The following is a 16,770-nucleotide window of genomic DNA, read 5'->3' as shown; positions in this document are numbered from 1 at the left end:
GAAAGTTCGAGATTTCACAAAGCACCGACAGCTGTCACATACCCAATTTGCTGAAGCGAGGCCAGCCGGCCACGACTCAGTACCCGAATTTCTTGACGACCATAGAGCATTGGAACCACCTGATCCCATCCCGAACTCAGCAGTGAAACGATGCATCGCCGATGGTAGTGTGGGGTTTCCCCATGTGAGAGTAGGTCATCGTCAAGATTAAATTGCGAAACCCCATTTGCGAAAGCAGATGGGGTTTTGTTTTGGGCGCTCGAAAAGTGCGCAAAGATGCACGACAAATTTGCACAGTTATTTCTGAACCAGACCACTAGAATAGGCACCTAACCTTTTTTAGAGTCAGAGCCCTATCTATGCCGGATCCGGTTGATGCCCTTGAGGTGTCGGATTTACCACTGGACAACTTGGTGGCATGCCATGAGTGCGACTTGCTGATGCGCAAACCCATGCTCGCCCTCGGTGAAAAAGCCCAATGCCCGCGTTGCGGTTATGAACTCTACGCTCACCGCCATAATGTCGTTGAGCGCAGCCTCGCCCTGGTACTCGCCGCGCTGTTGCTGTACGTCCCGGCGAACTTTCTGCCCATCATGCAGCTCAATCTGCTCGGGCAGTCCTCAGAGGACACTGTGTGGAGTGGCGTAGTCGGTCTATTCGATACCGGGATGCAAGGTGTCGCCGCCGTGGTGTTCCTATGCAGCATGGGTATTCCGCTGCTCAAGCTGCTTTGCCAACTGGTGGTGCTGCTCAGTATTCGTTGGAAGATCGGCCGTAGTTACGGCCTGCTGCTGTACCGCATTTACCACCATATGAAAGATTGGGGAATGTTGGAGGTCTACTTGATGGGCGTACTGGTGGCGATCGTGAAACTCGCCGACATGGCCTCAATCACCATCGGCCTGGGTCTGGTCTGCTTTGTCAGCCTATTAATGGTTCAGGTTCTGCTTGAGGTGGTGATGTCGCCGCACCAGATCTGGCAAGCACTGTCAGGAGAGGATGATCATGCGGGCGATTGATGCGGGCATTCTGATTTGTACTGAATGCCACGAGCTGAACAAACAAGAGCCTGACACCGATGAGCAAACCTGCACGCGATGCGGTGCGCTGATCCATGCCCGTCGCCCCAACAGCCTCACCCGTACCTGGGCCTTGCTGATCACGGCGGCCATTCTGTATATCCCCGCCAATCTGTTGCCGATCATGACCGTCAATTCCCTCGGCCAGGGCGAGCCCAGCACCATCATGGCCGGAGTCATCCAACTGGTGCAGCACGGCATGTTCCCGATTGCGGCTGTGGTGTTCATCGCCAGCATCCTGGTGCCGACGTTCAAGCTGGTGGGCATTGGCCTTTTACTGTTCTCGGTTCAGCGTCACCAACCGCTTTCCGCGCAGCAACGCATTATCATGTACCGCTTTATCGAATTCATTGGCCGCTGGTCCATGCTGGATATCTTCGTGATCGCCATCCTGGTGGCGGTCGTAAACTTCGGACGGCTTGCCAGCGTCGAGGCCAACCTTGGCGCCGCAGCGTTCGCCAGTGTGGTGATCCTTACGATGCTTGCCGCAGTAACTTTTGATCCCCGACTGATTTGGGATAACACGGAGTCGGACGACGACCATGAGTGATTTGCCTAAAGCTAAAACCCGCCCGGCCTCCAACTGGTCAGCCATTTGGGTTCTTCCCCTGATTGCCTTGATCATCGGCGGTTGGCTGGGGTGGCGTGCCTATTCCCAGCAGGGTATTGAGATCCAGGTGCGCTTTGAAAGCGGCGAAGGCATCCAGGCCAACAAAACCGAAGTGGTCTACAAAGGCATGTCCGTGGGTAAGGTAAAGACCCTTGCCCTTGACGACGAGGGCAATAATCGCGGGGTGATTGCCACCATCGAGATGAACAAGGATGTCGAGCAATACCTCAAGACCAACACGCGTTTCTGGCTGGTCAAGCCCAGTGTCAGCCTTGCCGGTATCACCGGCCTGGAAACCCTGGTCTCGGGTAACTACATCGCCGCCAGCCCCGGTGACGGTGAGCCCACACGCAAATTCAAGGCGCTCTCCGAAGAGCCGCCTTTGTCCGACGCCAAGCCTGGCCTGCACCTGACCATCAAGGCCGACCGCCTCGGCTCGCTCAACCGTGGCAGCCCGGTGTTCTATAAGCAGATACAGGTCGGCCAGGTCAAAAGCTACTTGCTCTCCGAGGACCAGAGCACCGTCGAGATCAAGGTCTACATCGAGCCGACCTACGCCAACCTTGTGCGCAAACACACCCGTTTCTGGAACGCCAGCGGCATCAGCATCGATGCCAATCTCTCCGGCGTGAAGGTGCGCAGCGAATCCCTCTCCAGTATCGTCGCCGGCGGCATTGCCTTCGCCACGCCGGAGAATCGCAAGGACAGCCCGCCGACCGATCCGAGCCTGCCGTTCCGCCTGTACGAAGACTTCGACGCAGCCGCTGCCGGTATCAAGGCCAAGGTCAAGCTCACGGACTTCGAAGGCCTGCAGGCCGGGCGTACACCGGTGATGTACAAAGGCATTCAGGTGGGCAGCCTGAAAACCTTGAAGATCGACCCGGACCTGTCCAGCGCCAACGCCGAGCTGACCCTCGACCCCTTGGCCGAAGACTACCTGGTTCAGGACACCCAGTTCTGGGTGGTCAAACCTTCCATCTCGCTGGCCGGCATTACCGGCCTGGAAGCCCTGGTCAAAGGTAATTACATCGCCATTCGTCCTGGTGACAAAGGCAGCGCCCCGCAGCGCGAATTCGTCGCCCGCGCAAAGGCGCCGCCGCTGGACCTGCGTTCCCCTGGCCTGCACATGGTGCTGTTCACCGACAACCTCGGCTCCCTGGATGTCGGCAGCCCGATCCTCTACAAACAGGTCAAGGTCGGCTCGGTGCAGAGCTACCAGTTCTCGCGCAAGAACAAGCAACTGGTGATCGGCGTTCATATCGAGAAGGAATACGAAAACCTGGTTAACGGTTCGACACGTTTCTGGAATGCCAGCGGCGTGACCCTGACCGGCGGCCTTACCGGTGGTATCCAGGTGAAGAGTGAGTCCCTGGCCAGCCTGATGGCCGGCGGTATTGCCTTCGAAACGCCGCAGCCGAACGTACCGCTGAAAAAGCGCATTCCACGTTTCCGTTTGTTTGCCGACCGTGAGGCGGCCAATCAGCATGGCACCCTGGTGACCATCAAGGTCGAGCGTGCTGACGGTATGCGTCCAGGCACACCGGTACGTTTCAAAGGCCTGGATGTCGGTAAGATCGAGAGCGTGGACCTCAGTGCCGATATGCAATCGGTGTTGCTCAGTGCACGTATTACCCAAGTAGCGGACCGCATCGCGCGCGTCGGCAGCCAGTTCTGGGTGGTCAAGCCAGAGCTGGGCCTGATGAAAACCTCCAACCTGGAAACCCTGGTCACCGGGCAATACATCGAGGTGCAGCCGGCTGCGAAAAACGCCGGTCCGCAGAAGAGCTTCGTCGCACTGGGCCAACCCCCTGAAGCTGTCCGTCAGGAGGCTGGCCTGAGCCTGACACTCAGCGCCGCACGCCGTGGCTCGTTGAAAGAAGGTGTACCGGTGACCTACCGTGAAGTCACCGTGGGCAAAGTGACCGGCTACGAGTTGGGCCAGACCGCCGATCGGGTGCTGATCCACATCCTCATCGAGCCCAAGTACGCACCGCTGGTACGCAGTGGCAGCCGCTTCTGGAACACCAGCGGCTTTGGCCTCGACTTCGGTCTGTTCAAGGGCGCGACGGTGCGCACCGAATCCCTGGAGACGCTGGTGGCCGGCGGTATCGCCTTTGCCACGCCAGACGGCGAGCGCATGGGCAACGCCGCGCGGCCGCAGCAAACCTTCCCGCTGTTCGACAAATTCGAAGAGGAATGGCTGACCTGGGCACCGAAAATCCCACTCGGCAAATAAAGCTACAAAAAAAGGCCGCGATCCAATGGATCGCGGCCTTTTTGCATTTCAGCGCAAAACGTCAGACCTCATCCAGCTCCGGTTCATCCGCCTGCACATTCACTGTCGCCTTCACCACATCATGGCGACGGATGTACTTCCAGTCCGCCTCATCGATGTAGATCCCGTTCGGCCCGCTGCCGCCTTCCAGGTCGATTGCCACCTGGGCAGACACCTGCGGCTTCACACTGGCGAGGATCGGCACGAAGCCCAGCTGCAAACTGGTTTCCAGCAACGCCGCCTGGTTCTTCTCATCGATATCCGCTGCTTCGTCGAGGTAGTACGGCAAGCGCACACGCCCGGCCTGGTCACGGTCCATCAAGTGCAGCAACAAGTACATGTTGGTCAGCGCCTTGATGGTCATGGTGGTGCCGTTGGACGCCGCGCCATCGATGTCGGTGTGGATCACCGGCTGGCCGTGCACCTTGGTGATTTCGAAGGCCAGCTCGAACAGGTCCTTGAGGCCCAACTGGTTATGGTTGGCGGCCACCAGGCGGGCCAGGTATTCCTTGGCCTCTTCGTTCTTGTTGTCCTGCTCGGCACTTTGGCTGAGGTCGAACACCGACAGGGTTTCGCCTTCTTCGTACTGGCCAGCACTGTGGATGATCTGGTCGATATGCTTGAGGGCTTCCTTGTTCGGCGCGAGTACGATGCGGAAGCTCTGCAGGTTGGACACCTGACGCTTGTTGATCTCGCGGTTGAACAGCGCCAGCTGGTGTTCCAGGCTGTCGTAGTCGCTGCGGATATTACGCAGGGTTCGCGCAATGTCAGTGACCGCCGCGCGGCGCGCCTTGCCCAGTGTCAGCGCCTCATCGGTGCGGTGCGCATAAGCGTTGATCAACAATTGCAGACGACGCTCTACATCATCCTCGCTGTCGAACTTGGCCACGCCCTTGAGGCGCACCTGAGCATACAGCGCCTCGATCTGGCCATCGGCACGCAGCAGGCCCTGCCAGCTGTCCTGATAGTCATTGAGCAGCGGCAGCAGGTTATCCATGGAGTCATCGACCGGGTCCATGAACGGCGTGCCGAACGGCAAGTCGGCCGGCAACAGCTGCCTGCGGCGCAAGGCGTCATCCAGCGTACGTTGCTTGGCTTCCATATCGCCGATCTGGCGGCCCACCAGTTGCAGCTTGGCGGACAGTTGCTGGACGCGCTCGGTGAACGCATCGCTGGAACGTTTCAATTCATCCTGGGCCGCTTCCATCTGTACCAGGTTTTCCAGTTTTTCGCCTTCTTCGGCACTCAGGGTTTGCGCGCGACGGAAGTCTTCCAGCGCCTTTTGCGCGTCCAGCACCTGCTGGTACAGCGCTTCGGTCTGGGTCTTGCTCGCCGCGCGGTCGGAGGCCACGGCCTGCTGGGTTTTCAGCTGCTTGAGTTCTTTCTCCAGGCGTTCCTTTTGGTCGCGCAACGCCGCGCGATCCGCCAGGGCCTGCAGCGCCGGTGGTTCGATGTGGGAGATGTCGATGGACAGCCCCGGCACTTCAAAGCGCTCGCCCTTGAAGCCATCGAGGATCTGCTCCAGGGATTTGACCCACTGGCCGTCCTCGTCCAGGGTGATGCCGTGTTCACCTAATGGCAGGCTGAACAACGAGCTGTTGAACAGGCGCATCAGGCGCTCGACGTCCTGCTGCGAAAACTCTTCGCGCAGCTTGGCGTAGCTGTTGTTATCCGCGTGATCAAGCTGCTGCTTGACCGACTTCAAGCGTTTTTCCAGGTCACGCAGACGCTCGTCCAGATCCTCGGCGCTGAACTGCCGCGACTGCGCCAGGGCGCCCGCCAGTTCATCGTGAGCATCCTTGGCCGCCAGCAGTTGCTGCTCCAGGACCTTGACGTCATCCACCAGGGCAAAGCGATGCTTGAGCACCGACAGCTCGCCCAGCCAACGCTGGATGCCGCTGATTTCCCGCTCCAGGCGCATCAGCTCCTGGGTGCCGCCACGCTGGTCGTTCTGCAGTGCGTCCTGCTCGTTGCGGTAGTGCTCGGCCTGGATGGTCAGCTCTTCCTTGCGCGCACTGGCATAGTCCGACCAGGTGCCGAGCAGCGAATCCAGCAGCGGCGACAGGCGATGCAGCTTGCCGCGCAGTACGTCGCGCTGGCGAACGCCGTTGGCCAGGGCTTCCACCAGCGGGCCGGCTGCGACCAGGGCATTGTAGTCCTGCTCCATACGTCGTACGTCGCGGAAGGCTTCTTCGCACGCTGCGATGTAATCCACACTGCCCGAACGCAGGCTGTGCTCGAACGCATCGAGGAACAGCTGCTTGAGCTTGGCCGCGGTGATTTCGCGCATGTGCAGCAGGTTGATAAACAACGCGCGGAAGGTTTTCAGGCTTTGCTCACTGGTGGAGCGCAGCGGGATCAGGGTCAGGTCCAGCGGGATCGACGTATGACCACCCACCAGCAAACGGCGCAGTTCATCCGGCTTGAGTTCGTAGGCTTTCAGGCCTTCGCGCTCAAGGTTGGTGAACAGCTCCTTCTGACGCAGGCAGGTGTCGTTTTTCTGATAGTGGGCCAGGTCCAGCTTGCCGGCGTAGGCAAAGAACTGGTGCCCGAAACCGCCGCCCGGGCCGCGCCCGACCACGCCGATTACGTGGGGGCCATGGGGCAGGGAGACTTCCACCAGGATGTAGCTGGTGTCGGTGGCGAAGTAGAAGCGTCGCGATTGCTCCAGGGTGTACTTGCCGAAACTCATGTCCGACATGCGCGCCAGGATCGGGAACTGCAAGGCGTTGATCGACGCGGATTTACCCAGGTTGTTGGCGCCATACACCGACAGCGGTTCTTCCAGCGGGAACAAGCCCAAGCTGTAGCCGGCGGTGTTCAATAGGGCGAAGCGGCGGATGCCGTAGCGTTCCTTGCTCATGCGTCGGTCTCCTGTTCTTCGGCAATGGCGCGGGCCAGGGCGTCTTCTTCGCTTTCTTCCGCGAAGTCACTCAAGTCCAGCGGGTCATCGGTCTTCAGCAGCTTCTCATCGCTGTCTTCGTCGATGATCACCGGTGCCGGCAACGGCAACACGCTGTGCACGCTGGCCGCGAGGTCACGGTCTTGCTGCACCGACAGGCACACGTCGAGGAAGCGGTGCATCGGTGGCAGGAAGCGGTAGATGCCGTTGTCTTCGCTGGCAAAACCCAGCTGGGTCATGCGGCGCATGATCTTTTCTTCGAGTTCTTCCTGGGTCTGCACTTCGGCCTGGATAAACAGGTCGCGGTACTTTTCCAGCAGGGACGGCAGTTCATCGCGACCGAGGCTGCCACCGTCGAGCACGGCGATCGGGTCGCGGCCCTGGTCGGCCAGGTGCTCGACAATGATGAAGGTGAACAACGCCAGACGCTGGGCGGTCTTGTTGACCTGCGCACTGGCAATCGCGGAGTCCGGCACGAAGTAGTAGAAGCCACGGGTATCGCACACCAGCTCAAAGCCCAGGGCCTTGAACAGCGTGCGGTACTGGTCCTGGAAGTTCGACAGTTGCGCGTACAGCTCGGGGTCGCGGCGGCTGACGTGGTAACCCTTGAACAGCTCGCGAAAGATCGGCGCCAGCTGGGACAGTTCGGATAGATCAAGATGCATGAGGTGTACTCGCAGAATGCTCGGCGGCGTCGGTGCCGGCCGGGAGCAGGGCGAATGAGCGCAGGCTGACCTGGTGCTCGTGTGTGTGGTAGTCACGGCGTTCCAGGCGCTCGCGCTTGAAGCGTTTCTCCCGCGAGAGCCGCGAGAACCAGTACAGCAATTCGTCGGTGGCACCGTCCGGTTCCTGCTCCAGCAGCCAGGTCATCAGGTCCGGCATCGGCAGCGCGTCTTCGCAGCGCTCGAGCATTTCCTTGACCGTCCGCGGTGCGCGCTGGGCTTCGCCCTTGTGGGACTTGTGCGCCTTGGGGAACCGGGCCGGTTTCGGCTCGAAGTTCGCCAGGGCATACACATAGGCTTCGACCTGGCTGGCACTGCCGAGGAAGGTGCTTTGCGGTCGGGTAAACATCGGCATCGCCGCCTGCGGCACCGCGTCCAGGCCTTTACGGCGGATGGCCGACAGCGCCAGCGCCGCACCGCGGGTCACGGCGTTGTGCCGACGCGCTTCTTCGCGCAGCGGCAACAGCAGCTCGCGGGCATGCCGCAAGGTCAACTGGGCGCTGGTCTGCATTTCGAGGATGCGCGCGTGGGTGCGCAGCAGCATGTCGTCGTCCACCAGGTGGCCGAGGCGCTGTTGCTCGGTGAGCATGCGCAGCAGCACGTTTTCCACTTTGCGCACGCCTTGCTCGAAGGCACCGTCGGCGTTCACCAGCTGGATCATCGGTTCGACGTACTCGTCCCAGGTTGCCAGGACTTCAGCATAACGCTGGCGCAGCGGGATCTGCCGGTCGCTGGTCTTGGCACGGTCGGCCACGGCCGCGAGGGCCTGTTCGTCGTTGGCGAGTTTTTTCAGTACGTCGCGTACGCGCATGTCCAGCAGGCGCAGTTGGCGGGCCAGGTCGTGGCCATCACGAATGTCGAAGGCATCCTGGATATAACCGGCCAGGCGCTCCAGATGGCGCAGGTAGGCTTCGATTTCCAGGCACAGGCCAAGCCGGTGCTCCTTGCGAAGATAAGCCAGGAAGTCGTGGATCTGCGCGTTGAGCTCGAAACGGTTCGGGCTCTTGGCGACAGGCACCAGGATATCCAGGCGAATCCACACGTCCAGCAGGCTGGTGATGTCCTGGGGCGTGCTGTCCAGTTGTTGGGCGGCCAGTTGTGCGCGCAGCTCGCCGAGGCTCAGGGTGCCTTGGTCGAAGTGTTCGCACAATGGCTCAAGTAAGGCCCAGTGTTCGGCGAGGGCGCGCAGGACGCGCTTGGGTTCGATCATGGGAATGGCCGGCTGGTTGGCGATTAAAAGTCGCGATTGTACTGCATCAGGCGCGGGATTTATCCACAGCCGGTCAGTGCACAGTGGGCGATTGTTACCGAACAGCGGTAGAATCCCCGCTCTTTACTTATCCACAAGTGGCCGAGCTGTGCTTATCGAGTCCCGACGTCGCGCTTACTTGACCGCCATGCAGGTGGTCAACTGGCTGCCCCGCACCGAACTGCCGTTCGCCGCCCCGTCGCGGCCCGAGCTGTTAGCGGCGCTTGAGCCCTATGAGGCGTTCGAGGTTTCGGGGGAGGAGGCGGCTGCACCGGTGGCCGTGGTCAAACCCGTACTGGAAGCTCGTCCTGCGGTTGAACGCGTCAAGGTCGAGGTGCCGCGCCCGGGGCCAATGGCCAAGCCCGTGGTGGCCGAAGCGGCTGCGCCGGTTGCCAAGGCCCCCGTGGTGCCGCCGCCACGTTTTGCCCTGCAGTTATTGCGGGCCGGGCGTTGCCTGCTATTGGTGGAGTTACCCACCGGCGAGCGCTTCCAGACCCGCGACCCCGCCTACATGCTGCTCAAGGACATGCTGCGCGCCGCCGGCCTGCCCGACAGCCCGCAAATCGTCGGCGACCCGGTCCGTTGGCCACTGCTGGTACGCGGTACCATGGACCAGGGCCCGGAAGCGGCGCGGGATTTCGTGCAAGGCTTCGTCTCGGCACGCCTGGAGGACGAACCCTGCGTGTGCCTGTGGCTGATCGGCCTGCCCGCCGTACGATTTGCCGGTGAAGCGAACGCAGAAGCCTGGTACCGCGAACTGCAGGTCGAGGGCCTGGGTTCTGTATGGGCCCTGCCGGGCCTGGAATTATTAATGGAAGAGCCACAGCGTAAGGCTGATGTCTGGCAAGCCATGCGCCGGCTGATGGCGCGCTGGAAAACAACCGATGAGTGAGGCTTTATCCTTCCGCCCGATGACCGAGGCCGACCTCGACGCCGTGCTGAAAATCGAATACGCGGCGTTCAGCCATCCCTGGACCCGCGGGATCTTTCTCGACGGCCTGGGCAAGTACCAGATCTGGCTGATGTTCGAAGGCGAGCAGCAGGTAGGTCACGGCGTGGTACAGATCATCCTCGATGAAGCGCATTTGCTGAACATCACCGTCAAGCCGGAAAACCAGGGCCGTGGCCTGGGCCTGGCACTGCTGGAACACCTGATGTCCCGCGCCTATGCCGCCAACGCACGGGAATGCTTCCTGGAAGTGCGCGACAGCAATACCGGCGCGTTCCGCCTGTATGAGCGCTATGGCTTCAACGAGATTGGGCGTCGTCGGGACTATTACCCAGCCGTGGGGGGGCGTGAGGATGCAGTCGTGATGGCCTGTACCCTGGTCGATTAAACACACAAGCCAACGTGGCAGGGGGCAGGTCGCCCCTCCCACATTTGGATTTGCGCAGTGTCAGCGGTTTCCGTCCACCGGGTCCAGATCAGCCAGTTCCGCTTCATCCAGGCCATTGCCGCCGCCAATGTCATCTTCATCGACAATGCTCAGGTCAAAATCCGCCGGGTTGTCTTCGCCCGCCTCCCGAGCATCCCGCGCACCGTCTTCATGGATCAGGGTTTCCGGGCTCATATCATCATCGGTCGACTCATGATCCGCCGTTGAAGCCCCGGTCATTCCGGCCTCGCGCACCCGTTCGTCGGGCATCAGCTGTTCTCGCTCGCCACGGGGGATCTCATTGCCAATCTCCGCCGTCGGTTCTTCCTCGTCAAAATCCAGCTCGCGCATCGAGCCCATGCGGTCTTCGTTGTCGTCAATCGGTTCGGGCTGTGCAGCGCCGTAGGGACGTCGTGATTCAGTCATGGCCAATCCTCATACTGTGGGGCTTATAGTGTGTGGACAGGCATGGCCCCCCAAGATTCAAGTAATTGCCCGCCGGCTATCTTTATGATCGGCGTGACCCGGACGGGCGGTCGTCTGTCAAAGCTGCGCATCATTCCTGAGGCTTTCCCTGATGAACGAACTACAAGACCTGCTTGATAACAACGAACGCTGGGCGGATGCGATCAAACAGGAAGATCCCGAATTCTTCGCCAAGCTCGCCCGCCAGCAGACCCCTGAATACCTGTGGATCGGTTGTTCCGATGCGCGGGTACCGGCCAACGAGATCGTCGGCATGCTGCCCGGTGATCTGTTCGTACACCGCAACGTGGCCAACGTGGTGCTGCATACAGACCTCAATTGCCTGTCGGTGATCCAGTACGCGGTCGATGTGCTCAAGGTCAAACATATCCTCGTCACCGGCCACTATGGCTGCGGCGGCGTGCGCGCCTCGATGCAGGACCGCCAGTTCGGCCTGATCGACGGCTGGCTGCGCACCATCCGCGACCTCTACTACGAAAACCGTGACGTGCTGGCCCAACTGCCGACCGAAGAGGAGCGTGTGGACCGCATGTGCGAGCTGAACGTGATCCAGCAGGTGGCCAACGTCGGCCACACCAGCATTGTGCAAAATGCCTGGCACCGTGGGCAGAGCCTGTCGATCCACGGCTGCATCTACGGCATCAAGGACGGCCGTTGGAAGAGCTTGAACACCACCATCAGTGGCTTCGAGCAACTGCCGCCGCAGTATCGCCTGCGTCCGCTGGGCGAAGCCTAAGGCCGTTTGCGTTCGCGCCAATGGGTCATGAACGCCTGGCCCTCGGCGTTCAAACACTCTGTGCTGCCGGTGATCCAGCCCCGGCAGTTCAGCTCGCCGCATTGGCAGGCGAACTGTCGGAACAAGGTGTCCTCGGTACTGGCGTAGTCCAGGGTCAGCGGGGCGCCGGCGGGGATGGGCTGTACGGTCCAGAGTTCCAGGTAAGTGGTGTCGAAAAACACATTCGGGTTGCAGGAGTGTCGCAGCAGGCCGCAGAACCAGCTGTCATACAGGTGGATGCGGGCCGACAGCTGCAGCGTACGTGGGCGTCGCTCGTTCACGGCGTAACCGGACACCCGGGCAATGCGCACGCGGCCGTCAAAATCCACGCGAGCCCTGACGCCGCCGCCGTCGCGCTCAACCTTAAAGTGCTTGGCCGGAGGGTAGCCCTGTTCAACGAGCAGTGTCTTGAACGGGTACAAACCATCACCCACAACGGTTTTAGCCTGGTCCATGGCTTGAGTTTTCATAACTCTCCTTGGTTAGGCTGCATCGACCTGCGGGTGGTGGCTGACTACCAGTCTTGCAGCGGATGGGCCCGGCTCAAGACTCGCTGAACGTGGAGCCGATTTCTACTGTCAACTTTGACAGTAGAAGTCGGATTTTTTTGCTGTCTACAGCGCAGGCGCCGTGATGCTGGGGGCGGGTGCTGCGTTTTTCAGCTGCTTGAGCTGCGTCTTGATCGAAGGCGTGGCGCATTTGGCGTTCGCCTGTTCCGGGGTCAGGTTGCGCACCGAGGTGTAGAACAATTCGCAGGTCTGTTCTTTGCGCGTGACCTGCCAGGTGTTCATGCAGGCCTTGAGCAGTACATTCGGATCGCTCGCGGGCTTCTGGCCCATTCCGGCCTGCCAGCAGGCGGCGCTCAAGTCCTGGCCCATCACTTTCAAGCCGGCTTCGTCGGCTTTCTGCTCGTTACCGTCATAGGTGTCCGGGCTGGCCGCGTACCAGATGTAGCTGGGGTGGTTGGCGCCCAGCACCGAGACGGTCCTGCCCGCGGCAGGGCTGATCTGCGCCAGGCCCAGCACACCCACGGTCTGCCCGTATTGCTGCTTGATCCAACTGCGCACCGGCGCGCCGAACGCGACCATTGGCAGCGAGCCGTTGGGGTGCAGGCTCAGTTCGCTGACCATGCGGGTCTGGTAGTCGGTGAAGTAGCCGTAGACGTTCTCCAGGTCCTTGCCCGCATTGGAAGGGGCGGCGATGGGGGCGATATCGATGATGGTCTGGTAGGCCGGGGTTTCGGTGGCCGGCACGCCGTTATCGGTGAGCAGGCTGGCCCAGCGGTCGGTGGTGGCCGACTCCAGGTAATCCTGGGCCTGGGTCAGCGAATAATCCGGCGGGAAATGCAGCAACTCGATGCTCTTGCGGTTTTCCAGGGCCATGCCCAGTGGCAGGAACAGGTACCAGTTGTACGCCCACTTGCCGTCGCTGTTGAGTCTGCTCGCGCCCTGGTAGGCCAGGTCAGCGGTATTGAGCAGCGCGGTCAGGGGCTGGCCGTAACTGTCGGGTACACCGCTGAAGGTCGCGGCGAGCTGCCCTTCATGGTTCTTGACGCTGACCTTGGCTCGGCTGTAGCCATCGCGCTGCAGGCTTTGGTTCAGGTAGTGCTCGGCGGTCTGCTCCAGCGTCCATGGCCGAAAGCAGATCACATTGCAGTTATTGGGGTAGGCGAACAACTGGGTCACCCGTTGAGTGCTGCCCAACGGTACTTCGATGTCGGCGTGTACGACCGCACTGGCCATCAGTGCGGCCAGGGTGAAGGACAACCTGGTCGGTTTGAACATACTTGATTCCTTGTCAGCGAAAGCCCGTCTGCGCGGGGTGAAAGCCCACCTCCTCACAGTAGCGGTTGGCCAGGAAAACCGCGTGCTAAATCGCCAGGCATGTCGCTATTGGATAAGCGTCCTACACGCTGAACTGCAACGCGTTGCTCAAATCCCCCATGGGTTTCTGACCCCGGGCAATCATGGCGTCATCGCGTTGCTTGAGCCCGTCCAGGGTCTCCAGCTGGAAGACCCGCGTAATCAAGCGCAGGATCGACGCGGTGTCGTACACCGTATGGTCCACGGTGCCTTTACGCGCGAAGGGCGAGACCACCAGCGCCGGGACCCGCGTGCCTGGGCCCCAGCGGTCGCCTTTGGGCGGGGCGACGTGGTCCCACCAGCCGCCGTTTTCATCGACGGTCACCACCACCACCATGTTTTTCCACTGCGGGCTTTCCTGCAGCACCTTCAAGGCGCGGACGATGTGGCGGTCGCCCGACGCCACGTCAGCGTAACCGGCGTGCATATTCAGGTTGCCCTGGGGCTTGTAGAAACTCACCGCCGGCAGCTTGCCGGCCTGGGCATCGGCGAAGAATTTATTGGTGCTCGCCTCATCGCCCAAACCGCCATCGCGCAGGCGCTTGTCACGCTCGGCACGGTTCTCGGGGCCCTGCTGCTTGAAATAGTTGAACGGCTGGTGGTGGTACTGGAAGTTGGGGATCTTCGGAATGCCGCCCGAATCCTTGAACTGGTCCAGCGTCGCCTGCCACGCCCCGGCGTACCACGCCCAGTCGACGTTCTTTTTCGACAACTTGTCGCCGATATGTTCGTGGGTTTGCGGCACCAGCACGTTGGGCAGGTCGGCTTTTGCGTAGTCCGGGTTTTCCGGGTCACGAATCCAGGTCGGCCAATACGGCGGCGCCAGGGTGTTCACGCCGTAGCCGTCCGGGGTCAGCGCGCTGGGGCCGAACTGTGGCGGGCCGGTCATGGCGCTCGCCGGGGATTTATCCAGCGGTTTGAGACGCGGGTCGGTGGGGTCATCGCTTTGCAGCGTGGCGATCTGCGCCTTGGCCACCGACTGCGCGGCATTCGGGTAGAACGGCGCGGTGGCGCTGATCAGGTATTGATGGTTGAGGAACGAGCCACCAAACGCGCCCTGGAAGAAGTTATCGCAGAGCACAAACTCCTTGGCGACATCCCACAGGCGCAGGGAATAACGGCTCTGGGCGTAATGGCCCATGACCAGGCCGCCGGCGTCGGCCCAGGCGACGAAACCGTCGTTCTTGCCGCCGTTGATCTGCATCTGGTTCTGGTAGAACACGTGCCACAAGTCGCGGGTGACCAGGCTCAACGGCAGGTCTTCGGCGTTCGGGCCCTTGAGGGCGAACGGGGCGTTGGGCAGGTTTTCCTGGAATTGCACTTCGCTGGGGTAAGTCACCCCGTCCACGCTTTGCGGGCCCACTTGCAGCACACCGCCCCAGGCCGGGGGCAGGGTGGTCAACAGGCTGCCGTCGCGGTCGCGTTGCTGTGTGTCGGCGGCGGAAAGCGCCGACAGCGGTTTCTCAACGCCTGGGAAGTCCGCAAACAGATTGTTGAAGCTGCGGTTCTCGGCATAGATCACCACCACGGTCTTCACCTGGTCGTGCAAGGCCTTGTCCAGCTCCTGGGGCGTGAGTGGCCGCGCCACCGGCTTGCCCTGCGCCTCACCGCCATTGCCGCAGGCACTCAAGGTCGCGCCAACCCCCAACACCGCCGCGCCCCCCAGGAAGCGCCGACGGCCGGTGTCTACCGGCGGTTGGGCCATGGCATCAGGGGAAGGGCGGTCTTCGTGATCATCACTCATTGCGGGGAGTCCTTGCTGGCGAGATGTTGCAAGATATTTCGCAGGACGGTAGCAATGCAATGTGACGGAATTAAGGCAGCTGCAAGCTATGAGCCTCAAGCTTCAAGCTTGAGGCTTGCAACTGATCCTACGGCATGACGGGCGGCAAATACTTCAATGTCGTCCCCAGCGCCCACAGCAGGAACAGCACCAACGGTGTGTGCACCAGCAGCTGCACAAACGAAAACCCGATCAAATCCCGCGCCTTCAACCCCAGCACTCCCAGCAACGGCAGCATGTAGAACGGGTTGATCAGGTTCGGCAGCGCCTCGGCCGCGTTGTAGATCTGCACCGCCCAGCCCAGGTGGTATTGCAGGTCATTGGCCACTTGCATCACATAAGGCGCTTCGATGATCCACTTGCCGCCGCCAGACGGGATAAAGAAGCCCAGCACCGCCGAGTACACGCCCATCAGCAGTGCATACGTGTCGTGGGAGGCGATGGACGTGAAGAAGGTCGAGATATGGTGCGCCAGGGTCTGGCCGTCGCCGCCCTTGACCACGGTCATCAGCGCCGCAATCGAGCCGTACAGCGGGAACTGGATCAACACGCCGGTGGTGGTCGGCACTGCACGGGCCACCGCATCGAGGAAACTGCGGGGGCGCCAGTGCAGCAGGGCACCGACCATGATGAACAGGAAGTTGTAGGTATTCAGCCCCGAAATCGCGCTGATCGCCGGCTTGGTCGAGAACTCATGGAACAACCAGCCCGCCGCCAGCAATGCCAGCAGAATGGTCAGCAACGGGCTGTGTTCCAACCATTCGCCGGGGCGGCCCGGTGGTTGCAGCTTGGGCAGGTTGAAGGCCGGGTCGACGCCACAGGCCTTGGCGTCACGGGCGCTGTTGGGGCCGGGCGCGGTGGCGTAGGCGATGATCAGCGACACCACGATCAGTGCCAGCAACAGCACACCGGATTGCCACAGGAAGATGGTGTCGGTAAACGGGATCACCCCGGTGATCGACAGGATCGACGGCGGCAAGCTGGCCGGGTTGGCCTGCAATTGTGCGGCTGACGACGACAGCCCCAGCGCCCACACCGCGCCCAACCCAAGATAGGCCGCCGCACCTGCAGCACGGTAGTCCATGCGCAAATCCGTACGGCGGGCCAGCGCACGCACCAGCAAGCCACCGAACACCAGGGACAGGCCCCAGTTGAGCAATGACGCCACCATAGAGATCAACGCGACCCACGCCACGGCGGAGCGGCCGTTCTTCGGGATGCGTGCCAGGCGGTCGATCAGCTTGACCGCCGGTGGCGAGCTGGCGACCACGTAGCCACCGATCACCACGAAGGCCATCTGCATGGTGAACGGGATCAGGCTCCAGAACCCGTCGCCAAAGGCCTTGGCGGCTTCGGTCGGCGCGGCGCCCATGCCCAGGGTCGCCACGGCGACGATGATCACGGCGAGGGCGGCGAACACCCAGGAGTCCGGAAACCAGCGCTCGGCAAAGTTCGAGCAGCGCAGGGCAAAGCGGGCATAGCGGCTTTCTTCGATAGCATCGGCCACGAGTCTTTCCTCTTGTAGTTATTATGGTGTCGGCAATTTTTCGGCATGTTCCTCCACGGCCATTGATATGGGAATGCAGTTATCTTCATCGATCCATGAGGAAAACAAATATATCTGCCGCGATTGCCATCAACCGGCTCAGCT

At 61.3% G+C, this 16,770-nt stretch carries 14 protein-coding genes and 1 rRNA gene; 7 read left to right on the top strand and 8 right to left on the bottom strand.

Annotated elements, in window-relative coordinates; genetic code table 11:
* Positions 1-91 precede the first annotated feature (91 nt).
* The 4 genes from rrf to FX984_RS27500 all read left to right on the top strand — a co-directional run bounded on the left by rrf (position 92) and on the right by FX984_RS27500 (position 3,925).
* Positions 92-207, top strand: a 5S ribosomal RNA gene (gene rrf, locus FX984_RS27515).
* A gap of 152 nt (positions 208-359) precedes the next feature.
* On the top strand, positions 360-1,019 hold the full coding sequence (locus FX984_RS27510; RefSeq protein WP_027606960.1) for a paraquat-inducible protein A: 660 nt from the start codon (positions 360-362) through the stop codon (positions 1,017-1,019).
* Entirely contained in the window at positions 1,006-1,629 is a 624-nt protein-coding gene (locus tag FX984_RS27505; protein WP_027606959.1) for a paraquat-inducible protein A, read from the top strand. Before FX984_RS27510 ends, FX984_RS27505 begins: the two co-directional genes overlap by 14 nt.
* Positions 1,622-3,925 (top strand): PqiB family protein, encoded by a 2,304-nt coding sequence (locus FX984_RS27500; protein WP_146478105.1) that lies wholly within the window; start codon positions 1,622-1,624, stop codon positions 3,923-3,925. The genes FX984_RS27505 and FX984_RS27500 overlap by 8 nt, the downstream gene beginning before the upstream one ends.
* A 61-nt stretch (positions 3,926-3,986) precedes the next feature.
* Here the strand turns inward: FX984_RS27500 and mksF are convergent, their stop codons facing one another.
* Genes mksF through mksB form a run of 3 tightly spaced genes read right to left on the bottom strand, consistent with a single transcriptional unit; the run spans position 3,987 to position 8,798 of the window.
* A complete protein-coding gene (gene mksF / locus FX984_RS27495; protein ID WP_146478107.1) occupies positions 3,987-6,827 on the bottom strand; it encodes an Mks condensin complex protein MksF in 2,841 nt (946 codons plus the stop codon).
* Complete coding sequence (gene mksE, locus FX984_RS27490) at positions 6,824-7,531, bottom strand: Mks condensin complex protein MksE (protein ID WP_027606956.1); 708 nt, start codon at positions 7,529-7,531, stop codon at positions 6,824-6,826. Before mksE ends, mksF begins: the two co-directional genes overlap by 4 nt.
* Positions 7,521-8,798 (bottom strand): Mks condensin complex protein MksB, encoded by a 1,278-nt coding sequence (gene mksB / locus FX984_RS27485; protein WP_027606955.1) that lies wholly within the window; start codon positions 8,796-8,798, stop codon positions 7,521-7,523. Before mksB ends, mksE begins: the two co-directional genes overlap by 11 nt.
* Positions 8,799-8,985: 187 nt before the next feature.
* Between mksB and FX984_RS27480 the strand changes: the two genes are divergently transcribed.
* On the top strand, positions 8,986-9,729 hold the full coding sequence (locus FX984_RS27480) for a hypothetical protein (RefSeq protein ID WP_051429386.1): 744 nt from the start codon (positions 8,986-8,988) through the stop codon (positions 9,727-9,729).
* A complete protein-coding gene (gene rimI / locus FX984_RS27475; RefSeq protein WP_003188286.1) occupies positions 9,722-10,174 on the top strand; it encodes a ribosomal protein S18-alanine N-acetyltransferase in 453 nt (150 codons plus the stop codon). Before FX984_RS27480 ends, rimI begins: the two co-directional genes overlap by 8 nt.
* A gap of 60 nt (positions 10,175-10,234) precedes the next feature.
* Here the strand turns inward: rimI and FX984_RS27470 are convergent, their stop codons facing one another.
* Positions 10,235-10,639 (bottom strand): hypothetical protein, encoded by a 405-nt coding sequence (locus tag FX984_RS27470; RefSeq protein WP_027606953.1) that lies wholly within the window; start codon positions 10,637-10,639, stop codon positions 10,235-10,237.
* A 151-nt stretch (positions 10,640-10,790) separates the two neighbouring features.
* Between FX984_RS27470 and can the strand changes: the two genes are divergently transcribed.
* Positions 10,791-11,435 (top strand): carbonate dehydratase, encoded by a 645-nt coding sequence (gene can, locus FX984_RS27465; protein WP_003188288.1) that lies wholly within the window; start codon positions 10,791-10,793, stop codon positions 11,433-11,435.
* On the opposite strand, the gene FX984_RS27460 is transcribed toward can, so the two are convergent.
* The 4 genes from FX984_RS27460 to FX984_RS27445 all read right to left on the bottom strand — a co-directional run bounded on the left by FX984_RS27460 (position 11,432) and on the right by FX984_RS27445 (position 16,626).
* Entirely contained in the window at positions 11,432-11,944 is a 513-nt protein-coding gene (locus FX984_RS27460) for an SET domain-containing protein-lysine N-methyltransferase (RefSeq protein ID WP_146478108.1), read from the bottom strand. The two genes, can and FX984_RS27460, sit on opposite strands and share 4 nt — an antisense overlap.
* A 144-nt stretch (positions 11,945-12,088) precedes the next feature.
* The gene (locus FX984_RS27455; protein ID WP_027606951.1) at positions 12,089-13,258 is read right to left on the bottom strand and encodes a hypothetical protein; all 1,170 of its coding nucleotides are present in this window, start codon (positions 13,256-13,258) and stop codon (positions 12,089-12,091) included.
* A gap of 121 nt (positions 13,259-13,379) precedes the next feature.
* The gene (locus FX984_RS27450) at positions 13,380-15,080 is read right to left on the bottom strand and encodes an acid phosphatase (protein ID WP_146478110.1); all 1,701 of its coding nucleotides are present in this window, start codon (positions 15,078-15,080) and stop codon (positions 13,380-13,382) included.
* A 127-nt stretch (positions 15,081-15,207) separates the two neighbouring features.
* On the bottom strand, positions 15,208-16,626 hold the full coding sequence (locus FX984_RS27445) for a short-chain fatty acid transporter (protein ID WP_027606949.1): 1,419 nt from the start codon (positions 16,624-16,626) through the stop codon (positions 15,208-15,210).
* Between the last annotated feature and the right edge of the window lie 144 nt (positions 16,627-16,770).

It is taken from the genome of Pseudomonas marginalis, assembly GCF_008692035.1.
Classification (GTDB): domain Bacteria; phylum Pseudomonadota; class Gammaproteobacteria; order Pseudomonadales; family Pseudomonadaceae; genus Aquipseudomonas; species Aquipseudomonas marginalis.
The sequence above is the reverse complement of the archived record's forward strand: the minus strand, read 5'-3'. Positions and strand labels throughout refer to the sequence as shown.

Bases quoted from the DNA above. Each gene is read 5' to 3' on its own strand.
- FX984_RS27460 (WP_146478108.1), bottom strand. From the start codon at position 11,944: ATGAAAACTCAAGCCATGGACCAGGCTAAAACCGTTGTGGGTGATGGT.
- FX984_RS27510 (WP_027606960.1), top strand. From the start codon at position 360: ATGCCGGATCCGGTTGATGCCCTTGAGGTGTCGGATTTACCACTGGAC.
- FX984_RS27480 (WP_051429386.1), top strand. From the start codon at position 8,986: ATGCAGGTGGTCAACTGGCTGCCCCGCACCGAACTGCCGTTCGCCGCC.
- mksE (WP_027606956.1), bottom strand. From the start codon at position 7,531: ATGCATCTTGATCTATCCGAACTGTCCCAGCTGGCGCCGATCTTTCGC.
- mksF (WP_146478107.1), bottom strand. From the start codon at position 6,827: ATGAGCAAGGAACGCTACGGCATCCGCCGCTTCGCCCTATTGAACACC.
- mksB (WP_027606955.1), bottom strand. From the start codon at position 8,798: ATGATCGAACCCAAGCGCGTCCTGCGCGCCCTCGCCGAACACTGGGCC.
- FX984_RS27470 (WP_027606953.1), bottom strand. From the start codon at position 10,639: ATGACTGAATCACGACGTCCCTACGGCGCTGCACAGCCCGAACCGATT.
- FX984_RS27455 (WP_027606951.1), bottom strand. From the start codon at position 13,258: ATGTTCAAACCGACCAGGTTGTCCTTCACCCTGGCCGCACTGATGGCC.
- FX984_RS27450 (WP_146478110.1), bottom strand. From the start codon at position 15,080: ATGAGTGATGATCACGAAGACCGCCCTTCCCCTGATGCCATGGCCCAA.
- FX984_RS27505 (WP_027606959.1), top strand. From the start codon at position 1,006: ATGCGGGCGATTGATGCGGGCATTCTGATTTGTACTGAATGCCACGAG.
- can (WP_003188288.1), top strand. From the start codon at position 10,791: ATGAACGAACTACAAGACCTGCTTGATAACAACGAACGCTGGGCGGAT.
- FX984_RS27500 (WP_146478105.1), top strand. From the start codon at position 1,622: ATGAGTGATTTGCCTAAAGCTAAAACCCGCCCGGCCTCCAACTGGTCA.
- rimI (WP_003188286.1), top strand. From the start codon at position 9,722: ATGAGTGAGGCTTTATCCTTCCGCCCGATGACCGAGGCCGACCTCGAC.